Raw genomic sequence first — 13,619 nt, forward strand, 5'->3', positions numbered from 1 at the left:
GTTTCGCTGCTTGCGGCCAATGCCAGTACCGATGCCGCCGGCCCTTGAGCTTGGCCGGGGTACTTCGAAGCGGGCTTACACACCCCCAACACTGGACAACCCTTCAGCGCCCTGGCCGCCCGGTGAACCCGAACGAAGACATCGTCATTCCCTTCTCGCAGTGGAGGGTAGCTGTGGCCACCGATGCCTCCGCCATCGCGCTTCCGGTCGATCCGGACCGAACCAAGGCGGCGCGTCCAGCCGGCGGAATGCTAAACTTGCTCCACCCCTATCCATATCGATCGATGACCTTGAGTATTCATCCATGAACAAACCGTTACTGCTACTGCTGGCGAGCAGCCTGCTGAGCGTCGCCCCGGCTTGGGCCGACGGCGACTGGGACCGGGCCAGAACCGCGCACGAACGCGGCGACTACGCCGCCGAGGTGGCACTCGTCCGCCCCCTGGCGGAAAAAGGTTTCGCCTTCGCCCAGTTCAACCTGGGCGTGTTGTACGACAACGGCCAAGGCCTGCCGCAAGACGACGCGCAAGCGATAGCCTGGTATCGGAAAGCGGCCGAACAGGGATTGCCGCAGGCGCAGGTCAACCTGGGCATCATGTACGAGCAGGGTGAGGGCGTGCCGGCGGACAACGTGGAGGCATACTTCTGGTACACGCTGGCTGACTCCCAGGGCGACGGTCAGGCACCGCAAGCCAAGCGGGACATCGCCGAAAAGATGAGCGCGGCCCAGATCGAGGAAGCCGAGCGGCGGGCCAAGGAATTCAAGGCCAGCCATTCCTTCACCGTCCCGCCCACCCCCGAAATCGTCCCGGAAACCAGGCACGGCAACGGCTGAGTCTCGGCTGACCCGCGACTCCACTTACGAGGCGGGATATACGGTCAGTTGTTGGCCGGCTTTCAGAGTGCCGCCGGCGCTCAGGCTGTTCCATTGCGCCAGTTGCTGGGAAGGAACGCCGTGCCGCTTGGCGATCTTTTCCAGAGTATCTCCCCGCTTGACCGTGTACTTACTGGGTCCCACAAGGCGTGCGCCCGGCACGTTCGCAACCAGATTCCGGGCCTGCTCCCAGGGCAACAGGAGGGTATAGGCGCGGGCCGGCGGCTCGATCTCCGTCTTGAAACCCGGATTGAAGCGTAAGAACTCATCGATGGGAAGAGCGGTAAAGGCCAGGCTGTCGAAAACCTTGACGTCCGGCGGCGTCGCGACCCTGAACAAATAGGCTCGATTGTCGATGGGCGGGAGTCGTACGCCATAAGTTTGGGGATCGGCGACCATCTGGGCCAGCGCCAGTATCTTCGGCACATAATCCTGCGTTTCCTTGGGCAGTTGCAAATCCCAGTAGAGCGATTGCGGCCGTGGGTCGGAAACGGTGGCCACCTCGGGATCTCCGGCGGCGGACTGGGCTTCCGCGCCTGGCCGGACCGCATTACTGGCCTTGATGGCCTCCTGGACGGTGCCGGGGCCGGCATTGTAAGCCGCCAGCGCCAGCAACCAGTCACCGGCGAACATTTTGTTCAAATCGCGCAGATAGCCCAGCGCGGCATCGGTTGAGGCGTGAATGTCGAATCGACCGTCGTAGCCGTCGGCGATCAGCAGACCGCGCTCCTCTCCGGTGGCCGGAATGATTTGCCAGAGACCGGCGGCTTCCTTCGGGGAGACGGCGGTCGGCTCGAAAGCGCTCTCCACCATGGGCACGAACATCAGATCCATCGGCAGATCGCGCTGGTGGATTTGCTCCACCAAATAATGGAGGAAGGGCTTGGCACGCCGCGAAAACAGATACAGGTAAGCGGGATCACGCTTGAACGCCTCGATTTGTGCGGCGACTCGGGGATGTTGCACGTCGGCCAACCGCAACTCGCCACGCACCCGATTCCAGAGATCTTTCCCGCCGGCGGCAGCGGCCGATCTAGACAAACTCTTGCCCGTTTTACGGTTGGCCAAACGCGAATTCCGCTTGGCCGTGCTGGTTGCGACCCGCGTGGTTTCAACGACCGCTGCCTCGGGTTTCTTGGGGGGATTGCGCGCCACCACATCGGCGGCTTTTCCCGACCGTACCGGCACGACCACCCGAACCCTGGACCCGGCGCTCTTTTCAGCCGTTCCGACGCTCCGGTCTTTTCCCTGGATGACGACATCCTGAGATGCGACGACGGGTTGGCGGTCGGCAGTGGCGATTCCGGCACTCTGGCTTCTTCCCTGGATGACGGCATCCCCAGACTGAGCGACCGGTTGGCGGACAGTGACCGCATCGCGCCGGTATTCCGACGGATCGCGGGTTTGCCAGTAGTCCACATAAGGCGCGGGAACCGTCGCCGCTTGCTCGGCGGCCGGCGCTTCCGTCAAACCGCTCAGCGGTTGCCAAGCGGCACAGGCACTAAGGCCCAAGGCGATGAAGAGTGTCGCAAAAATTTCGGAGATGGGTTTCGGCATTCTTCGTTATTCTCGGCTTTGGGTCGAAAGTGTGAAAAAGGCGCGCCTCAAACCGCGCCGACGGCAACCGCCCGCTGGGGGTCGCGAATCCATTCGCTCCAGGAACCGGCGTACAACCGCGAGCCACCCAAACCGGCGGCTTCCATCGCCAGCAGGTTGTGACAGGCGGTCACCCCGGAGCCGCAGGCGTGGATCACGGTTGCCGGCGCCCGGTCGTTCAGCGCCGCCGCAAATCGCTCCCGCAGTGCGGCAACGGGCAGAAAATGCCCCTCTGGCGTCAGATTGCCGTCCGTCGGCAGGTTCAACGCGCCCGGAATGTGGCCGGCGACCGGATCGATCGGCTCCATTTCTCCCCGGTAGCGCGCCGCCGCCCGGGCGTCCAGCAATACCTCCGTCGCCGACAGGGTCAACACCTGCTCCGTGCTCATCCACAAGCGGTCGTCCGGCCGGGGCACGAAGGCGGTCGGCCGTGCGGCGGGTATCTTGACGGTCAGCGGCAAGCCCGCCCGCCGCCAAGCCGGCAGGCCGCCATCCAGCACCGCGCAGGCGGTATGGCCCAGCCAGCGCAGCAGCCACCACAACCGCGCCGCCGCCAGCATGCCACCCATGTCGTCGTAAGCCACGACTTGCGTGTCGTGATCAATGCCCCACGCACCCAGCTTTTGCGCCAAACGCTCCGGATCGGGCAGTGGATGCCGCCCCGTGGTCGGCGTGATGGGATCGGACAGATCTTCGTCCAGATGAGCGTAATGGGCGCCGGGAAGGTGGCTGTCGCGGTAGACCCGGCGGCCGGCCTCGGGTTCGGCCAGACTGAAGCGGCAATCCATCACGACCCAGTTCGGGTCGTTGCGGTGAGCGTGCAGCGTGCTGGCATCAATGAGAGTGGTATGGCTCATGGTTTTCGAAGCGCCGGTTGTCGGATCTTGGGAGATGGAGGCTAACGCAATCGCCGAATTCTAAGGTGCCATCGCCAACCATTCCAGTCGGGTTTGACCGTGCTCGCCAACGCGCAGCACCTCCAATAGCTCCGGCAACAACCGATTCAGCGTTTCATCGAACCGCCACGGCGGGTTGACGACGATCATCCCGCAGCCGTGCATCCCCAACGCCGCATCGTAGGGATACAAGCCCAGTTCCGCGCACAGGATCGCGGGAATGCCCAACTCCCGCAGCATCCGCTGAAACCGCAGGCTGGGCGCGCGATCGAGGATCGGGTACCAAATCGCGATCATGCCGCCGGCCCAGCGCCGATGAATGACCCGGATCGCTTCGACCAGCCGCTCAAATTCGTCTTTCCGTTCGAAGGCCGGATCGATCAACACCAGACCGCGCCGCTCCGGGGGCGGCAGAAACGCCTTGAGACCGACGTAACCGTCCATGCGGTGAACCGCGACTTGCCGGTCGCCGGCAAATTCCGCCTTGAGCGGCGGATACTCGGCGGGATGCAGTTCGGTCAGAATCAGCCGGTCGCCCGGTCGCAGCAGGGCGCGGGCGATGCGCGGCGAGCCGGGGTACCAGCGCAGTACCCCGTCCGGGTTCAAGGCCCGGACCTCAGCCAGATACTCGGCCAGTTCCAGACCCAGCCCCGGCCGATGCCACAGCCGGCCGATACCGGCCGCGTGTTCCCGGTTCTTGCGGGCCACCGCCGAATCCAGATCGTAGCGACCGGCACCGGCATGGGTGTCGAGCAGGCAAAACGGCTTGTCCTTGCGTCGCAGCGCGCCGACCAGTTGCATCAGCAAAACATGCTTGAACACATCGGCAAAATTGCCGGCGTGAAAGCCGTGCCGATAGCTCAGCATCGCGGATCAGTGCGGCAACCCGGACACCGGCCGGTCAGTCGGCATACTGTCGAAGGCGCACCGGGCGCCGCCGCGCCCCCCACAACCCGGGCTGCGCTTCGAAGATCCCGGCGCAGGGCGTACCGCAGGTATTGCAGTGACCGTCGGCGGTCAGATTCCAGACTCCGAGGGTGTACCAGTCGCGGCCGATCAGTTTTTGGCCGCACTGGTGGCAGTAGGTACTGTCGCCCTTCTCGTCGTGCACGTTGCCGGTGTAGGCGTAGCGGATGCCGTTCTTCATGGCGATCCGCCGGGCCCGGCTCAAGGTCGAGGGTGGGGTCGGCGAATGATTCAGCATCTTCCAGTCCGGGTGGAAAGCGGTGAAATGGATCGGCACGTCCGGCCCCAGGTTTTCCATCACCCACTGCGTCAGCGCCTCCAGTTCCGCATCCGAGTCGTTCTCGCCGGGAATCAGCAAGGTGGTGATCTCGAACCAAACGTTGGTTTCCCGCTTCAGATACACCAGGGTATCCAGCACCGGCTGTAGATGACCGCCGCAGATCTTCCAATAGAAGTCCTCGGTAAACGCCTTGAGATCGACGTTGGCGGCGTCCATGTATTTGAAGAAATCCCGGCGCGGTTCGTCGCAGATGTAGCCGGCGGTGACCGCCACCGACTTGATGCCGTATTCCCGGCAGGCGGTCGCCACATCGATGGCGTACTCCATGAAAATCACGGGATCGTTGTAGGTGTACGCCATGCTGCGGCAACCCAGTTCATGGGCGACCCGAGCCAGTTTCAGCGGCGACGCTTCATCGGCCAGGGTATCCATCTCGCGCGACTTGCTCATGTCCCAGTTCTGGCAGAACTTGCAGGCCAGGTTGCAACCGGCGGTACCGAACGACAGCACCGGCGTACCCGGCAGGAAGTGATTGAGCGGTTTCTTCTCGATCGGGTCGATGCAGAAACCGCTGGAGCGGCCGTAACTGGTCAGCACGATCCGTCCGTCGTGGCAACCACGCACGAAGCACAAGCCCTGCTGGCTCTCATGCAGCTTGCAGAAACGTGGGCAGACATCGCATTGCACGCGGCCGTCGTCGAGGACGTGCCAGTACTGGGTAGGAAAAAACTCGTTGGTGGCGGTGATGCTCATGATGGCCTCCTTCGCAAAGGCTCTCGTCGTTATCGGGTCGGCGTTGTCGCCGATGACCATAAAACCATTATTGAATTTTACCATTTTGCGACTAATTCCAGGTTCTATACTCTAAATATGCCGATGTTGGCAAACTCATCGGGAGGGCGTCGTCATGCAAACCGTGCGTACCCCCGCCGTGGCGGGGTTGTTCTATCCGGCGGATGCCGCGGAGTTACAGACCCAGGTTCGGGGATTTCTGGATCAGGTCGAACCACCGGCCGAGCCGCCACCGAAAGCGATCATCGTTCCGCACGCCGGTTATATCTATTCCGGCCCGATCGCGGCCTCGGCCTACGCCCGCCTGCGGGCGGCGCGCGATCTGATCCACCGGGTCGTGTTGCTGGGACCCAGCCATCGGGTCGGTTTCCGGGGCATTGCGGTGAGCGGCATGGAGGCGTTCGCCACGCCGCTCGGCCGAATCGCCGTCGATCGGGAAGCGGTCGAACAGTTGGAGCAACTGCCCGATGTCGGCTGCCTGGAGCAGGCCCACGCGCAGGAGCACAGTCTGGAGGTGCATCTACCCTTCCTGCAAGAAGTGTTGGGTCATTTCAAGCTGGTGCCGCTGGTGGTCGGCGAGGCCCGGCCGACCGAAGTCGGCGCGGTGCTGGAAGCGCTGTGGGGTGGACCGGAAACCCTGATCGTCATCAGCTCCGACCTCAGCCACTATCACGATTACGCCACCGCCCGTCTGTTGGACGACACTACCTCCAAGGCCATCGAAGCGCTGCGCTTCGAGGACATCGGCTACGAACAAGCCTGCGGACGCAATCCAGTCAACGGTCTGTTGTGGGTGGCCCGGCGCAAGGGTCTGCACGGCGAAACCATCGATTTGCGCAATTCCGGCGACACCGCCGGCTCGCGTGATCAGGTGGTGGGATACGGCGCCTATGTCTTCCATTGAAACGCTGTCGAAGCCGGACCGCGCCGCCTTGCTCGACGTGGCGCGGGCCTCGATCCGGCACGGCTTGCGACACGGTCAGGCGCTGGAAGTCGATCCGGCCGACTACCCGCAAACCCTGCGCCCACCACGGGCGACCTTCGTGACCCTGGAAATCGGCGATCAGTTGCGCGGCTGCATCGGCGCGCTGGTGGCCCGTCAGCCGCTGGTGCAAGACGTCGCCGCGCACGCCTTCGCCGCCGCCTTCGAAGACCCTCGCTTCCCGGAACTGCGGGAGAACGAATTCCCGAAGCTGGATATCCACATTTCGGTGCTGTCGCCACCGGAACCCTTGTCATTCAGTTCCGAGGACGAGTTGCTAGCGCAACTGCGGCCGGGCGTGGACGGTCTGATCATCCAATTCCGCCACTACCGCGCCACTTTCCTGCCGGCGGTGTGGGAACAGCTACCCGACCCCTACGTATTCCTGGCCCAGCTCAAGCAAAAAGCCGGCCTGCCGCTGGATTTCTGGTCGCCGGAATTGAGCGCCGAGCGTTACACCGCCGAGTATTTCGGCGATGCCGATGTAACCGACTCCCCAGCCTGAACCCGGCGCAGCCGACGCAGATCGGCCGGCGTGTCCACGTCCCAGCCCGGCGACAATTCGGCCCAGTCCGCTCCCGACCGATGCAGCCGGCGGCGGGTCGCCGCCAGCACGGCCGATGTACCCCAGGCGATGCCGCGAAACAGCGCCGGTCGAGGCTGGCGCAGGCCGACCAGCAGATAACCGCCGTCCCGCGCCGGTCCCAGCACCGCATCCCGCCCAGCGGCCAGCCGAGTGAAGGCCGCGCGCAACTCCGCCGCGCCCAGCGACACGCAATCGCCGCCGATCAACACCGCGAATCGATGGGCGGCCAGCGTCCGATTCAGCGCCTGGTTCATGCGTCGGCCCAGATCGCCGCCGCATTGCCGGCGCAGCCGCACGCCGTACTCCCGCCGGCAGGCGGTGAAAAATCCATATCGCCCATCCGGTGCGCACCACAATTCGACCGGGCACAGCCGAGCCTCACGGGCAATGGCTAGAGTCCGGCGTAGCAGCTTCTTATAGAGCGCCGCCGCGCCACGGGTTCCCAAGCGCCCGGCCAGCCGGGTCTTGACTCGTCCGGGAACCGGCGCCTTGGCGAAAATCAGCAAGCGGGCGGTGGGAAACTCGTAGTCGTGGGGCAAGTTCATCGGTAATAAATCCGGGCCAACCGTGCCGGATCGGCGCCGAGAAAGTAGGCCAGTCGCAATCGCCACATCAGCAAAATGGTGCGCGAGATACCATCGCGCTCCCAACGCCGGCTGGAGGTCTGGAGTCGCTGTCGCAGGCAAACTGGCCGGCCGTGTGGTTTCAATCGCCGGCACAGGGTGATGTCCTCCATCAGGGCAATGGACGGATAACCGCCGATTTGCTCGAACAGCGCGCGACGCACGAAAATCCCCTGATCGCCGGTGGCGATGCCGGTGAGCCGGGAACGGAGGTTCATCAGCGTTTCCACCGCCCGTAACAAGGGTTGGCGGCCGGACAGGTGCACGTCAAAACGACCCCAGTGCCGGCCTGGGTCGGCCAGGGCGGCGCGGATCAGGCTTGCGGCGTCCGGCGGCGGCAGGCTGTCGGCGTGCAGGAACCACAAGATCTCGCCGCTGGCCTGCCGTGCGCCAGCGTTCATCTGCGCGGCCCGGCCTCGGGGACTGCTCACCAGCCGGTCCGCCAGCGGTTCGGCCAATGCCAGGGTCCGGTCCCGGCTGCCACCATCCGCCACGATCAGTTCGCAACCTTGTTCGCGCAAGGGCTGCAAGGCCCGCAGGCAGACGGCGACTTGGGCTTCCTCGTTCAGAACGGGCAAAACGATGGCAATGTAAGGCATGATTTTTCGAATTCGAGGTCTAGCCAATATCGATTGAAGTTTGTATGATTCGCAACCTACTTTAGTTTTGGGGCGGTAGCTCAGCTGGGAGAGCGTCGCGTTCGCAATGCGAAGGTCGAGGGTTCGATCCCCTTCCGCTCCACCAATTCGATTCAAGCGGCCTAGTGCCGCTTTTTTTTGTTTTTCACCACCCCGCGCGCGACCAGAGCTCATGATTTACGGATTTACCTTGCGCAACCACCGCCTCGAACAACTCAACCTCGAAGCGGATTCGACCACTCTGAACCAGGCCATCTGGATCGACCTGCTCAAGCCCGACGACGAGGAGCGGGAACAGGTCGAATCCATGTACCGGCAAAACCTGCCCGAGCCGGAAGATGTGGAGGAAATCGAGGCCAGCGCCCGCTTTTTCGAGGACGCCGACGGCCTGCACCTGCATTCGTATTTTCTTCACCGCCAGGACAAGCGCATCAGCAACTCCACGGTCGCTTTCACCCTCAAGGATCAGCGGCTGTTCACCCTGCACGATCATGAATTGCCGGCCATCCGCATGTTTCGGCTGCGCGCCCGCCGCGAGCAGGGGCTGGCGAACGATGCCTTGTCGCTGATGATCACCTTGTTCGAAACCAAGGTGGAAGAACTCGCCGACATTCTGGAAGAAGTACAGACCGCGCTCAACGCCGTGAGCGCCCAAGTGCTGGAAAGCAACGACGCCAGCCTGGAAGACTCCATTGACGAACTGGCTCGCCAGGAAGACATCAACGGCAAGGTCCGCCTGTGTCTGATGGATACCCAGCGGGCCTTGACCTATCTGCTGCGCCGGGCGCGGCTGGGATCGGCCCAAGCCGACGAGGTACGGGAGATCCTGCGCGACATCGAATCGCTGCTGCCACACAACAGTTTCCTGTTCGAGAAGGTCAACTTCCTGATGGATGCCGCGCAGGGTTTCATCAGCATCGAACAAAACAAGATCATCAAGATTTTCTCCATCGCCGCCGTGGTGTTTCTGCCGCCGACCATGATTGCTAGCATCTACGGCATGAATTTCCAGATCATGCCGGAACTCGGCTGGGAGTGGGGTTATCCCTTGGCGATCGGTCTGATGATCCTGTCGGGGATCGCGCCCTACTGGTACTTCAAATACCGGGGCTGGCTGTAGTCTTCACAGCAGGCCCATCATCACCAAGGCCACGAACACCCCGAACAGGGCAAAGTGGCTGATGCCTTCGATGGCATTGGTCTCGCCATCGTGCGAGTTGTTCATCACCGTCAGCAGGGTCAGCAGCAACAGCCCCGCCTGCATCGGCGTCAGCGCCATGACGATGCGCTCGCCGGTGAACAGGGCGATGCCTTCGATCACCGGCAGGGTCAGCAGCACGGTCGCCAGCGATGCCCCCAGGGCGATGTTGACCGTGGTCTGCATCCGATCGTGCCGCGCGGCGTTGAGCGCGGTGAGAATCTCCGGGCTGGCGGAAATCAGCGCCACCAGCACTGCCGGCAGGGTCTTGGGCAGGCTGCTGCCGGCCAATCCAGCATCCAGCAGCACCGACAGCACCTCCGACAGCAGCCCCACCAGCACGATGGCGCCGATCATCACGGCGATATGCTGCATGTTCGGACTGTGGGCCACATCGTGGGCTTCTTCCTCCAGTCCTCCCGCATGCTCGAAGAATTGGCGATGCTCGACCGTCTGCAAGCGCAGAAACGCCAGGTACATGATCGCCATGATTCCCACCGAGAACAGGGAGTACAGCCGCCAGTGGCTGTCCGGCACGAAGTCCGGGATGAACATGCCGATGCCGATGGCCACCAGCAGCATGGCGACGAAGGCGTTGGCGGAATCCAGATTATATTGCGGCGTGCCGTGCTTGAGGCCGCCGATGATCGCGGCCAATCCGAGAATGCCGTTGATGTCGAGCATGACCGCCGCGAACACGGTGTCGCGCGCCAGGGTCGGATTGGGCGAGCCTTGCAGCAGGACCACCAAAATCACCACTTCGACCGACACCGCCGCGATGGTCAGGATCAAGGTGCCGTAGGGTTCCCCCAGCCGCGCCGCCAGCACTTCGGCGTGGTGGCTGATGCGGAAGGCGACGCCGATGATGGCCACCAGAATCACCAGCAGCAGGCCCCATAGCAGAATGCCGCCGTGTTCGACCGCTGCATGTTCCAGGGCGAAACCCAGCCCCAGCACAACCAGGGCGACGGCGATGGGAAGTTCAGCCTTGAGGTATTTTTGCATTTCGGACAATCGCTCAATCGTCGTAAGGGAGACGGATTTCTAATGGCGTTTCGTGAGAATGATTTTACCTGCTTTTCTTGAAATTACCGCGTGCTCATGGAATCACGGCTATTCAAATGGTTAGTGTTTCTGGCGGCGATTTGACCGACCCATGGCAGCTCCTCATGCGCGCAGTATTTCGCTTGCTTCGCGGGGGCGACCGTCGCTACCGGCAGAAAAGCCTGAGCTGTTGGGTATCGACTCGCATCCCATCGCACGCTGTCACTCGGGCGTTGCGCGAAAGGCACCCCGCTCGTAGAATCGCTTACCTGTTGACGTAAATTTGATTCGTTACTTTGCTGCATATCATGCTTGTTAAGCAAATTATGCAGAATCATATAATTGTAGGTTATCCCTCACGACTATAGCTATGCCATCCAGCCAAAAAAATTCGAATTGCTGTTGGAAGTCAATACGGCCGTCGCTCGACTGTTTGGATATTTTCAGTGCACAAAAACGAAATCTATATCCTCAGTCGCATGTTTGGGTCTGACCTAAAGGTCAGCCTCCACTCAACAGGGGAGTGTCAATGGTCGGCTACTGGTAATTGGGTTAAATGTCGGGTCCCGGATGATTAATAGGTTTTTTTTGAAAAAGTTCGGGTTTTAACGCGGTAGTACTCCTTCAGTTTGTCGATCGGGGTGACATGCCCGAGATTTTTCTGAGGAATGTAGTGATTATAGAGATGCCGATACTGTTGCAAGGTCGTTTCCAAGTGGCGAGCGGAGATGAACGTGGTGCTTTTCAAGACCTCGGCGACGCGACCATTGAAGCGTTCGATCATGCCGTTGGTCTGGGGATGCTTGGGTTTGATCAAGCGATGCTCGATGCCGTGTTGGGCACACCTGCGATCGAAGCGATGCTGGCCCGTCGGTTCGCGCTCGCCGGTGGCGCAAAAGCGGTCGGTGAACTCTTTCCCGTTGTCGGTCAGCACGGTGCGAATGACGAACGGTGCCTTGGCACGCAGGCGTTCCAGGAAGCCGGCGGCGGTGGCGGCGGACTTGTCGGGTTGGATCTCGAAATAGACCCAGCGGCTGGCGCGATCGATGGCGGCGATCAGATAGCGATGTTCGGCCTCGTCGGGCATTCGGGGCAGGTACTTCACATCCACATGCACGAAGCCCGGTTCGTAATCCTTGAAGGTCTTGGGCAACGGGGGTTGGTCTTCCGCCTCCGGCAACAGGTCCGCCAGCGGGCCACGCCGTGGCGGCGCAGACAGCGATCCAACGCCGAGCGCGACAGCTCGGGACACACGAACTCGCGAGCCACCACCAGCAAGTCGTCCAGCGGCAGCAACAAGAGCTTGCGCAACTCCACCACCACAAACTCTTGCAGCGGATTCAGGATCGTCGCCAAGCGGCGCGGCGTGTGCGGGCGATCCCGCACCGTGTCCCGTGCTCGCCAGCGACGAATCGTGGTCTCGCTCACTCCGATCTCCACCGCCAGTCCGGCCGCCGGGCGGGCCGAGCGCTGGATATAGGCCCGTTGCTTGGGCGTGGTGGTGGCGTTGGCGTGCAGGCGAATCTCCATCAGGGCCTCCGTAGCGCGAGGATCAGATCGTGTAAGAACCGCCGCGATTCCAGCAAACGGCGGCTCCGTGTGTCAACATAATCTCGTGGGACCTGACACTAGCCCGACCGCAGGGCTGTTCAATGCTTCTCAACTGATGCATTCTACGGATTTTTCAGATCATGGGATGCACTGATGCTCTTGCCGACCTTTCTCGCCGCGATACCCGATCATCGCCGTCCCCAAGGTCGGCGGTATGGCTTGGAGCATGTGTTGTTGTTCAGCATTCTAGCGATCCTGTCGGACGCCACGTCGTACCGCAAGATTCAGCGCTTCATCGCGGCTCGGCTACCGCAGTTGAACGCACTCTGCGGGCTGCACTGGAAACGGGCGCCAGCCCATACCGCGATCCGCTACACTCTGCAGGGGTTAAACCCGGCCGCCGTCGAGGTCGCCTTTCGAGCGCACGCAGCGGTGCTGGCCGGAGGACCGAGCGACGGTTTGACCGGCATCGCGCTAGATGGCAAAACCTTGCGCGGCAGTTTTGATCGGTTCCAGGATCAGAAGGCGCTGCAAGTTCTCAGCGCCCTGACCACGGACCGGACGTTGATCCTGGGGCATGTGCTGATCGGCGCGGCCGACAAGTCCCATGAAATTCCGGCGGCGCGGCAACTCATTCACGAACTCGGTCTCACCGGGCGGCTGTTCACCCTCGACGCGTTGCATTGCCAAAAAAACAGTTGAAACCGTCATGGCGACCGGTAATCACCTCCTGGTACCCGTGAAAGCCAACCAACCCACGCTCTTCCAGCACCTGATCGAGACCTACCTCGCACAGCCACCCCGGGACCGGCACCATACCCATGAGATCGGTCGCCATCACCGGATTGAGCGGCGCCTGACCCGGACGTGGAGCCTACCACCCGGTGTCGGCACCGAGGATTGGCACGCTCATTTTTGCACTTTGGTCGAAATCCAGCGCCACACCGACGTGTTCGATACCCGTCAAAAAAGACTGGGTATCCCGTCAAGAAACAGCCTATTACGTGTCCACCGCAACCTTATCGGCGGCCCACGCCGCCCACGCCGTCCGCGCCCATTGGGGCATCGAGAACCGTCTTCACTATGTCCGGGATGTCACCTTGGGTGAGGATGCCAGCCGCATCCGCCATAACCCCGGGATCTTTGCCTTGCTACGGAGCTTTGCCCTCAACCTGTTGCATTTTAATGGCATCAGTAATATCAGCTTGGGCCTCTACGACAATGCCCTCAACTTCGACCGGCTCCTCGCCTACCAAGGACTCTAGCGTTGAACAGCCTTGAGCCCGACCGCACGCACTGACCGCACTCAAACACAGCACGAACTCGCCGAAAGGAGCATGAAAAACCGACAGAGTTCGTTGTTTGTCGATAGGGTACCATGCGGTTGTATTTCCTTCTGGCTTGTGACACACTTAAATTCTGGCTTGTGACACACTCAAAGTGAGCTTGTTTCCGTGCCAAGAGTAACTGCTTCATTTTAAGGTGTTAAATTTTATTCAGAAACTCAAGGAGAAATTTATGATTTCGAACAGTCAGCTTTCTTCGCGTCTTGCTCGTGCCTCCACCGTGCTGCACAAAAGCACCGTGAAGGCG

At 61.8% G+C, this 13,619-nt stretch carries 13 protein-coding genes, 1 tRNA gene and 1 pseudogene; 7 read left to right on the top strand and 8 right to left on the bottom strand.

Going from position 1 to position 13,619, the window contains the following annotated elements; all coding sequences use genetic code 11:
- Positions 1-304 precede the first annotated feature (304 nt).
- Complete coding sequence (locus E4P82_RS13315; RefSeq protein ID WP_211203145.1) at positions 305-835, top strand: tetratricopeptide repeat protein; 531 nt, start codon at positions 305-307, stop codon at positions 833-835.
- 24 nt (positions 836-859) lie between these two features.
- On the opposite strand, the gene E4P82_RS13320 is transcribed toward E4P82_RS13315, so the two are convergent.
- Genes E4P82_RS13320 through amrS form a run of 4 tightly spaced genes read right to left on the bottom strand, consistent with a single transcriptional unit; the run spans position 860 to position 5,365 of the window.
- Entirely contained in the window at positions 860-2,431 is a 1,572-nt protein-coding gene (locus tag E4P82_RS13320; RefSeq protein WP_169249339.1) for a transglycosylase SLT domain-containing protein, read from the bottom strand.
- 47 nt (positions 2,432-2,478) lie between these two features.
- Positions 2,479-3,327: a sulfurtransferase gene (locus E4P82_RS13325; RefSeq protein ID WP_169249340.1), complete on the bottom strand. Its 849-nt coding sequence runs from the start codon at positions 3,325-3,327 to the stop codon at positions 2,479-2,481.
- A gap of 60 nt (positions 3,328-3,387) precedes the next feature.
- Complete coding sequence (locus tag E4P82_RS13330) at positions 3,388-4,233, bottom strand: 23S rRNA (adenine(2030)-N(6))-methyltransferase RlmJ (protein ID WP_169249341.1); 846 nt, start codon at positions 4,231-4,233, stop codon at positions 3,388-3,390.
- A 34-nt stretch (positions 4,234-4,267) separates the two neighbouring features.
- Entirely contained in the window at positions 4,268-5,365 is a 1,098-nt protein-coding gene (amrS, locus tag E4P82_RS13335) for an AmmeMemoRadiSam system radical SAM enzyme (RefSeq protein ID WP_169249342.1), read from the bottom strand.
- Between the two features lie 154 nt (positions 5,366-5,519).
- Between amrS and amrB the strand changes: the two genes are divergently transcribed.
- Entirely contained in the window at positions 5,520-6,308 is a 789-nt protein-coding gene (gene amrB, locus E4P82_RS13340; RefSeq protein ID WP_169249343.1) for an AmmeMemoRadiSam system protein B, read from the top strand.
- A complete protein-coding gene (amrA, locus tag E4P82_RS13345) occupies positions 6,295-6,891 on the top strand; it encodes an AmmeMemoRadiSam system protein A (RefSeq protein ID WP_169249344.1) in 597 nt (198 codons plus the stop codon). The genes amrB and amrA overlap by 14 nt, the downstream gene beginning before the upstream one ends.
- On the opposite strand, the gene E4P82_RS13350 is transcribed toward amrA, so the two are convergent.
- Positions 6,840-7,517 carry a TIGR04282 family arsenosugar biosynthesis glycosyltransferase gene (locus E4P82_RS13350; RefSeq protein ID WP_169249345.1) on the bottom strand — a complete coding sequence of 226 codons (678 nt, stop codon included), beginning with the start codon at positions 7,515-7,517 and terminating at the stop codon, positions 6,840-6,842. The genes amrA and E4P82_RS13350 overlap by 52 nt on opposite strands.
- A complete protein-coding gene (locus E4P82_RS13355) occupies positions 7,514-8,194 on the bottom strand; it encodes a TIGR04283 family arsenosugar biosynthesis glycosyltransferase (protein ID WP_169249346.1) in 681 nt (226 codons plus the stop codon). Before E4P82_RS13355 ends, E4P82_RS13350 begins: the two co-directional genes overlap by 4 nt.
- A gap of 69 nt (positions 8,195-8,263) precedes the next feature.
- On the opposite strand from E4P82_RS13355, the gene E4P82_RS13360 reads away from it, so the two are divergent.
- A tRNA-Ala gene (locus E4P82_RS13360) sits at positions 8,264-8,339 on the top strand.
- Between the two features lie 66 nt (positions 8,340-8,405).
- Positions 8,406-9,353, top strand: a complete 948-nt coding sequence (gene corA, locus E4P82_RS13365) for a magnesium/cobalt transporter CorA (protein ID WP_169249347.1) — start codon at positions 8,406-8,408, stop codon at positions 9,351-9,353.
- 3 nt (positions 9,354-9,356) lie between these two features.
- Here the strand turns inward: corA and E4P82_RS13370 are convergent, their stop codons facing one another.
- On the bottom strand, positions 9,357-10,436 hold the full coding sequence (locus E4P82_RS13370; RefSeq protein ID WP_169249357.1) for a calcium:cation antiporter: 1,080 nt from the start codon (positions 10,434-10,436) through the stop codon (positions 9,357-9,359).
- Positions 10,437-11,027: 591 nt separating this feature from the next.
- A pseudogene (locus tag E4P82_RS13375) lies at positions 11,028-12,005 on the bottom strand (IS481 family transposase).
- A 174-nt stretch (positions 12,006-12,179) separates the two neighbouring features.
- On the opposite strand from E4P82_RS13375, the gene E4P82_RS13380 reads away from it, so the two are divergent.
- Together E4P82_RS13380 and E4P82_RS23240 are read left to right on the top strand one after the other, a co-directional pair.
- Positions 12,180-12,728 carry an ISAs1 family transposase gene (locus tag E4P82_RS13380; protein ID WP_169249348.1) on the top strand — a complete coding sequence of 183 codons (549 nt, stop codon included), beginning with the start codon at positions 12,180-12,182 and terminating at the stop codon, positions 12,726-12,728.
- Between the two features lie 182 nt (positions 12,729-12,910).
- Positions 12,911-13,291: an ISAs1 family transposase gene (locus E4P82_RS23240; protein ID WP_211203146.1), complete on the top strand. Its 381-nt coding sequence runs from the start codon at positions 12,911-12,913 to the stop codon at positions 13,289-13,291.
- Positions 13,292-13,619: the final 328 nt, after the last annotated feature.

Source organism: Candidatus Competibacter phosphatis, from assembly GCF_012939995.1.
Classification (GTDB): domain Bacteria; phylum Pseudomonadota; class Gammaproteobacteria; order Competibacterales; family Competibacteraceae; genus Competibacter; species Competibacter phosphatis.

Bases quoted from the DNA above. Each gene is read 5' to 3' on its own strand.
- E4P82_RS13380 (WP_169249348.1), top strand. From the start codon at position 12,180: ATGCTCTTGCCGACCTTTCTCGCCGCGATACCCGATCATCGCCGTCCC.
- E4P82_RS13355 (WP_169249346.1), bottom strand. From the start codon at position 8,194: ATGCCTTACATTGCCATCGTTTTGCCCGTTCTGAACGAGGAAGCCCAA.
- E4P82_RS13350 (WP_169249345.1), bottom strand. From the start codon at position 7,517: ATGAACTTGCCCCACGACTACGAGTTTCCCACCGCCCGCTTGCTGATT.
- amrA (WP_169249344.1), top strand. From the start codon at position 6,295: ATGTCTTCCATTGAAACGCTGTCGAAGCCGGACCGCGCCGCCTTGCTC.
- E4P82_RS13325 (WP_169249340.1), bottom strand. From the start codon at position 3,327: ATGAGCCATACCACTCTCATTGATGCCAGCACGCTGCACGCTCACCGC.
- amrB (WP_169249343.1), top strand. From the start codon at position 5,520: ATGCAAACCGTGCGTACCCCCGCCGTGGCGGGGTTGTTCTATCCGGCG.
- E4P82_RS13320 (WP_169249339.1), bottom strand. From the start codon at position 2,431: ATGCCGAAACCCATCTCCGAAATTTTTGCGACACTCTTCATCGCCTTG.
- E4P82_RS13370 (WP_169249357.1), bottom strand. From the start codon at position 10,436: ATGCAAAAATACCTCAAGGCTGAACTTCCCATCGCCGTCGCCCTGGTT.
- amrS (WP_169249342.1), bottom strand. From the start codon at position 5,365: ATGAGCATCACCGCCACCAACGAGTTTTTTCCTACCCAGTACTGGCAC.
- E4P82_RS13330 (WP_169249341.1), bottom strand. From the start codon at position 4,233: ATGCTGAGCTATCGGCACGGCTTTCACGCCGGCAATTTTGCCGATGTG.
- corA (WP_169249347.1), top strand. From the start codon at position 8,406: ATGATTTACGGATTTACCTTGCGCAACCACCGCCTCGAACAACTCAAC.
- E4P82_RS13315 (WP_211203145.1), top strand. From the start codon at position 305: ATGAACAAACCGTTACTGCTACTGCTGGCGAGCAGCCTGCTGAGCGTC.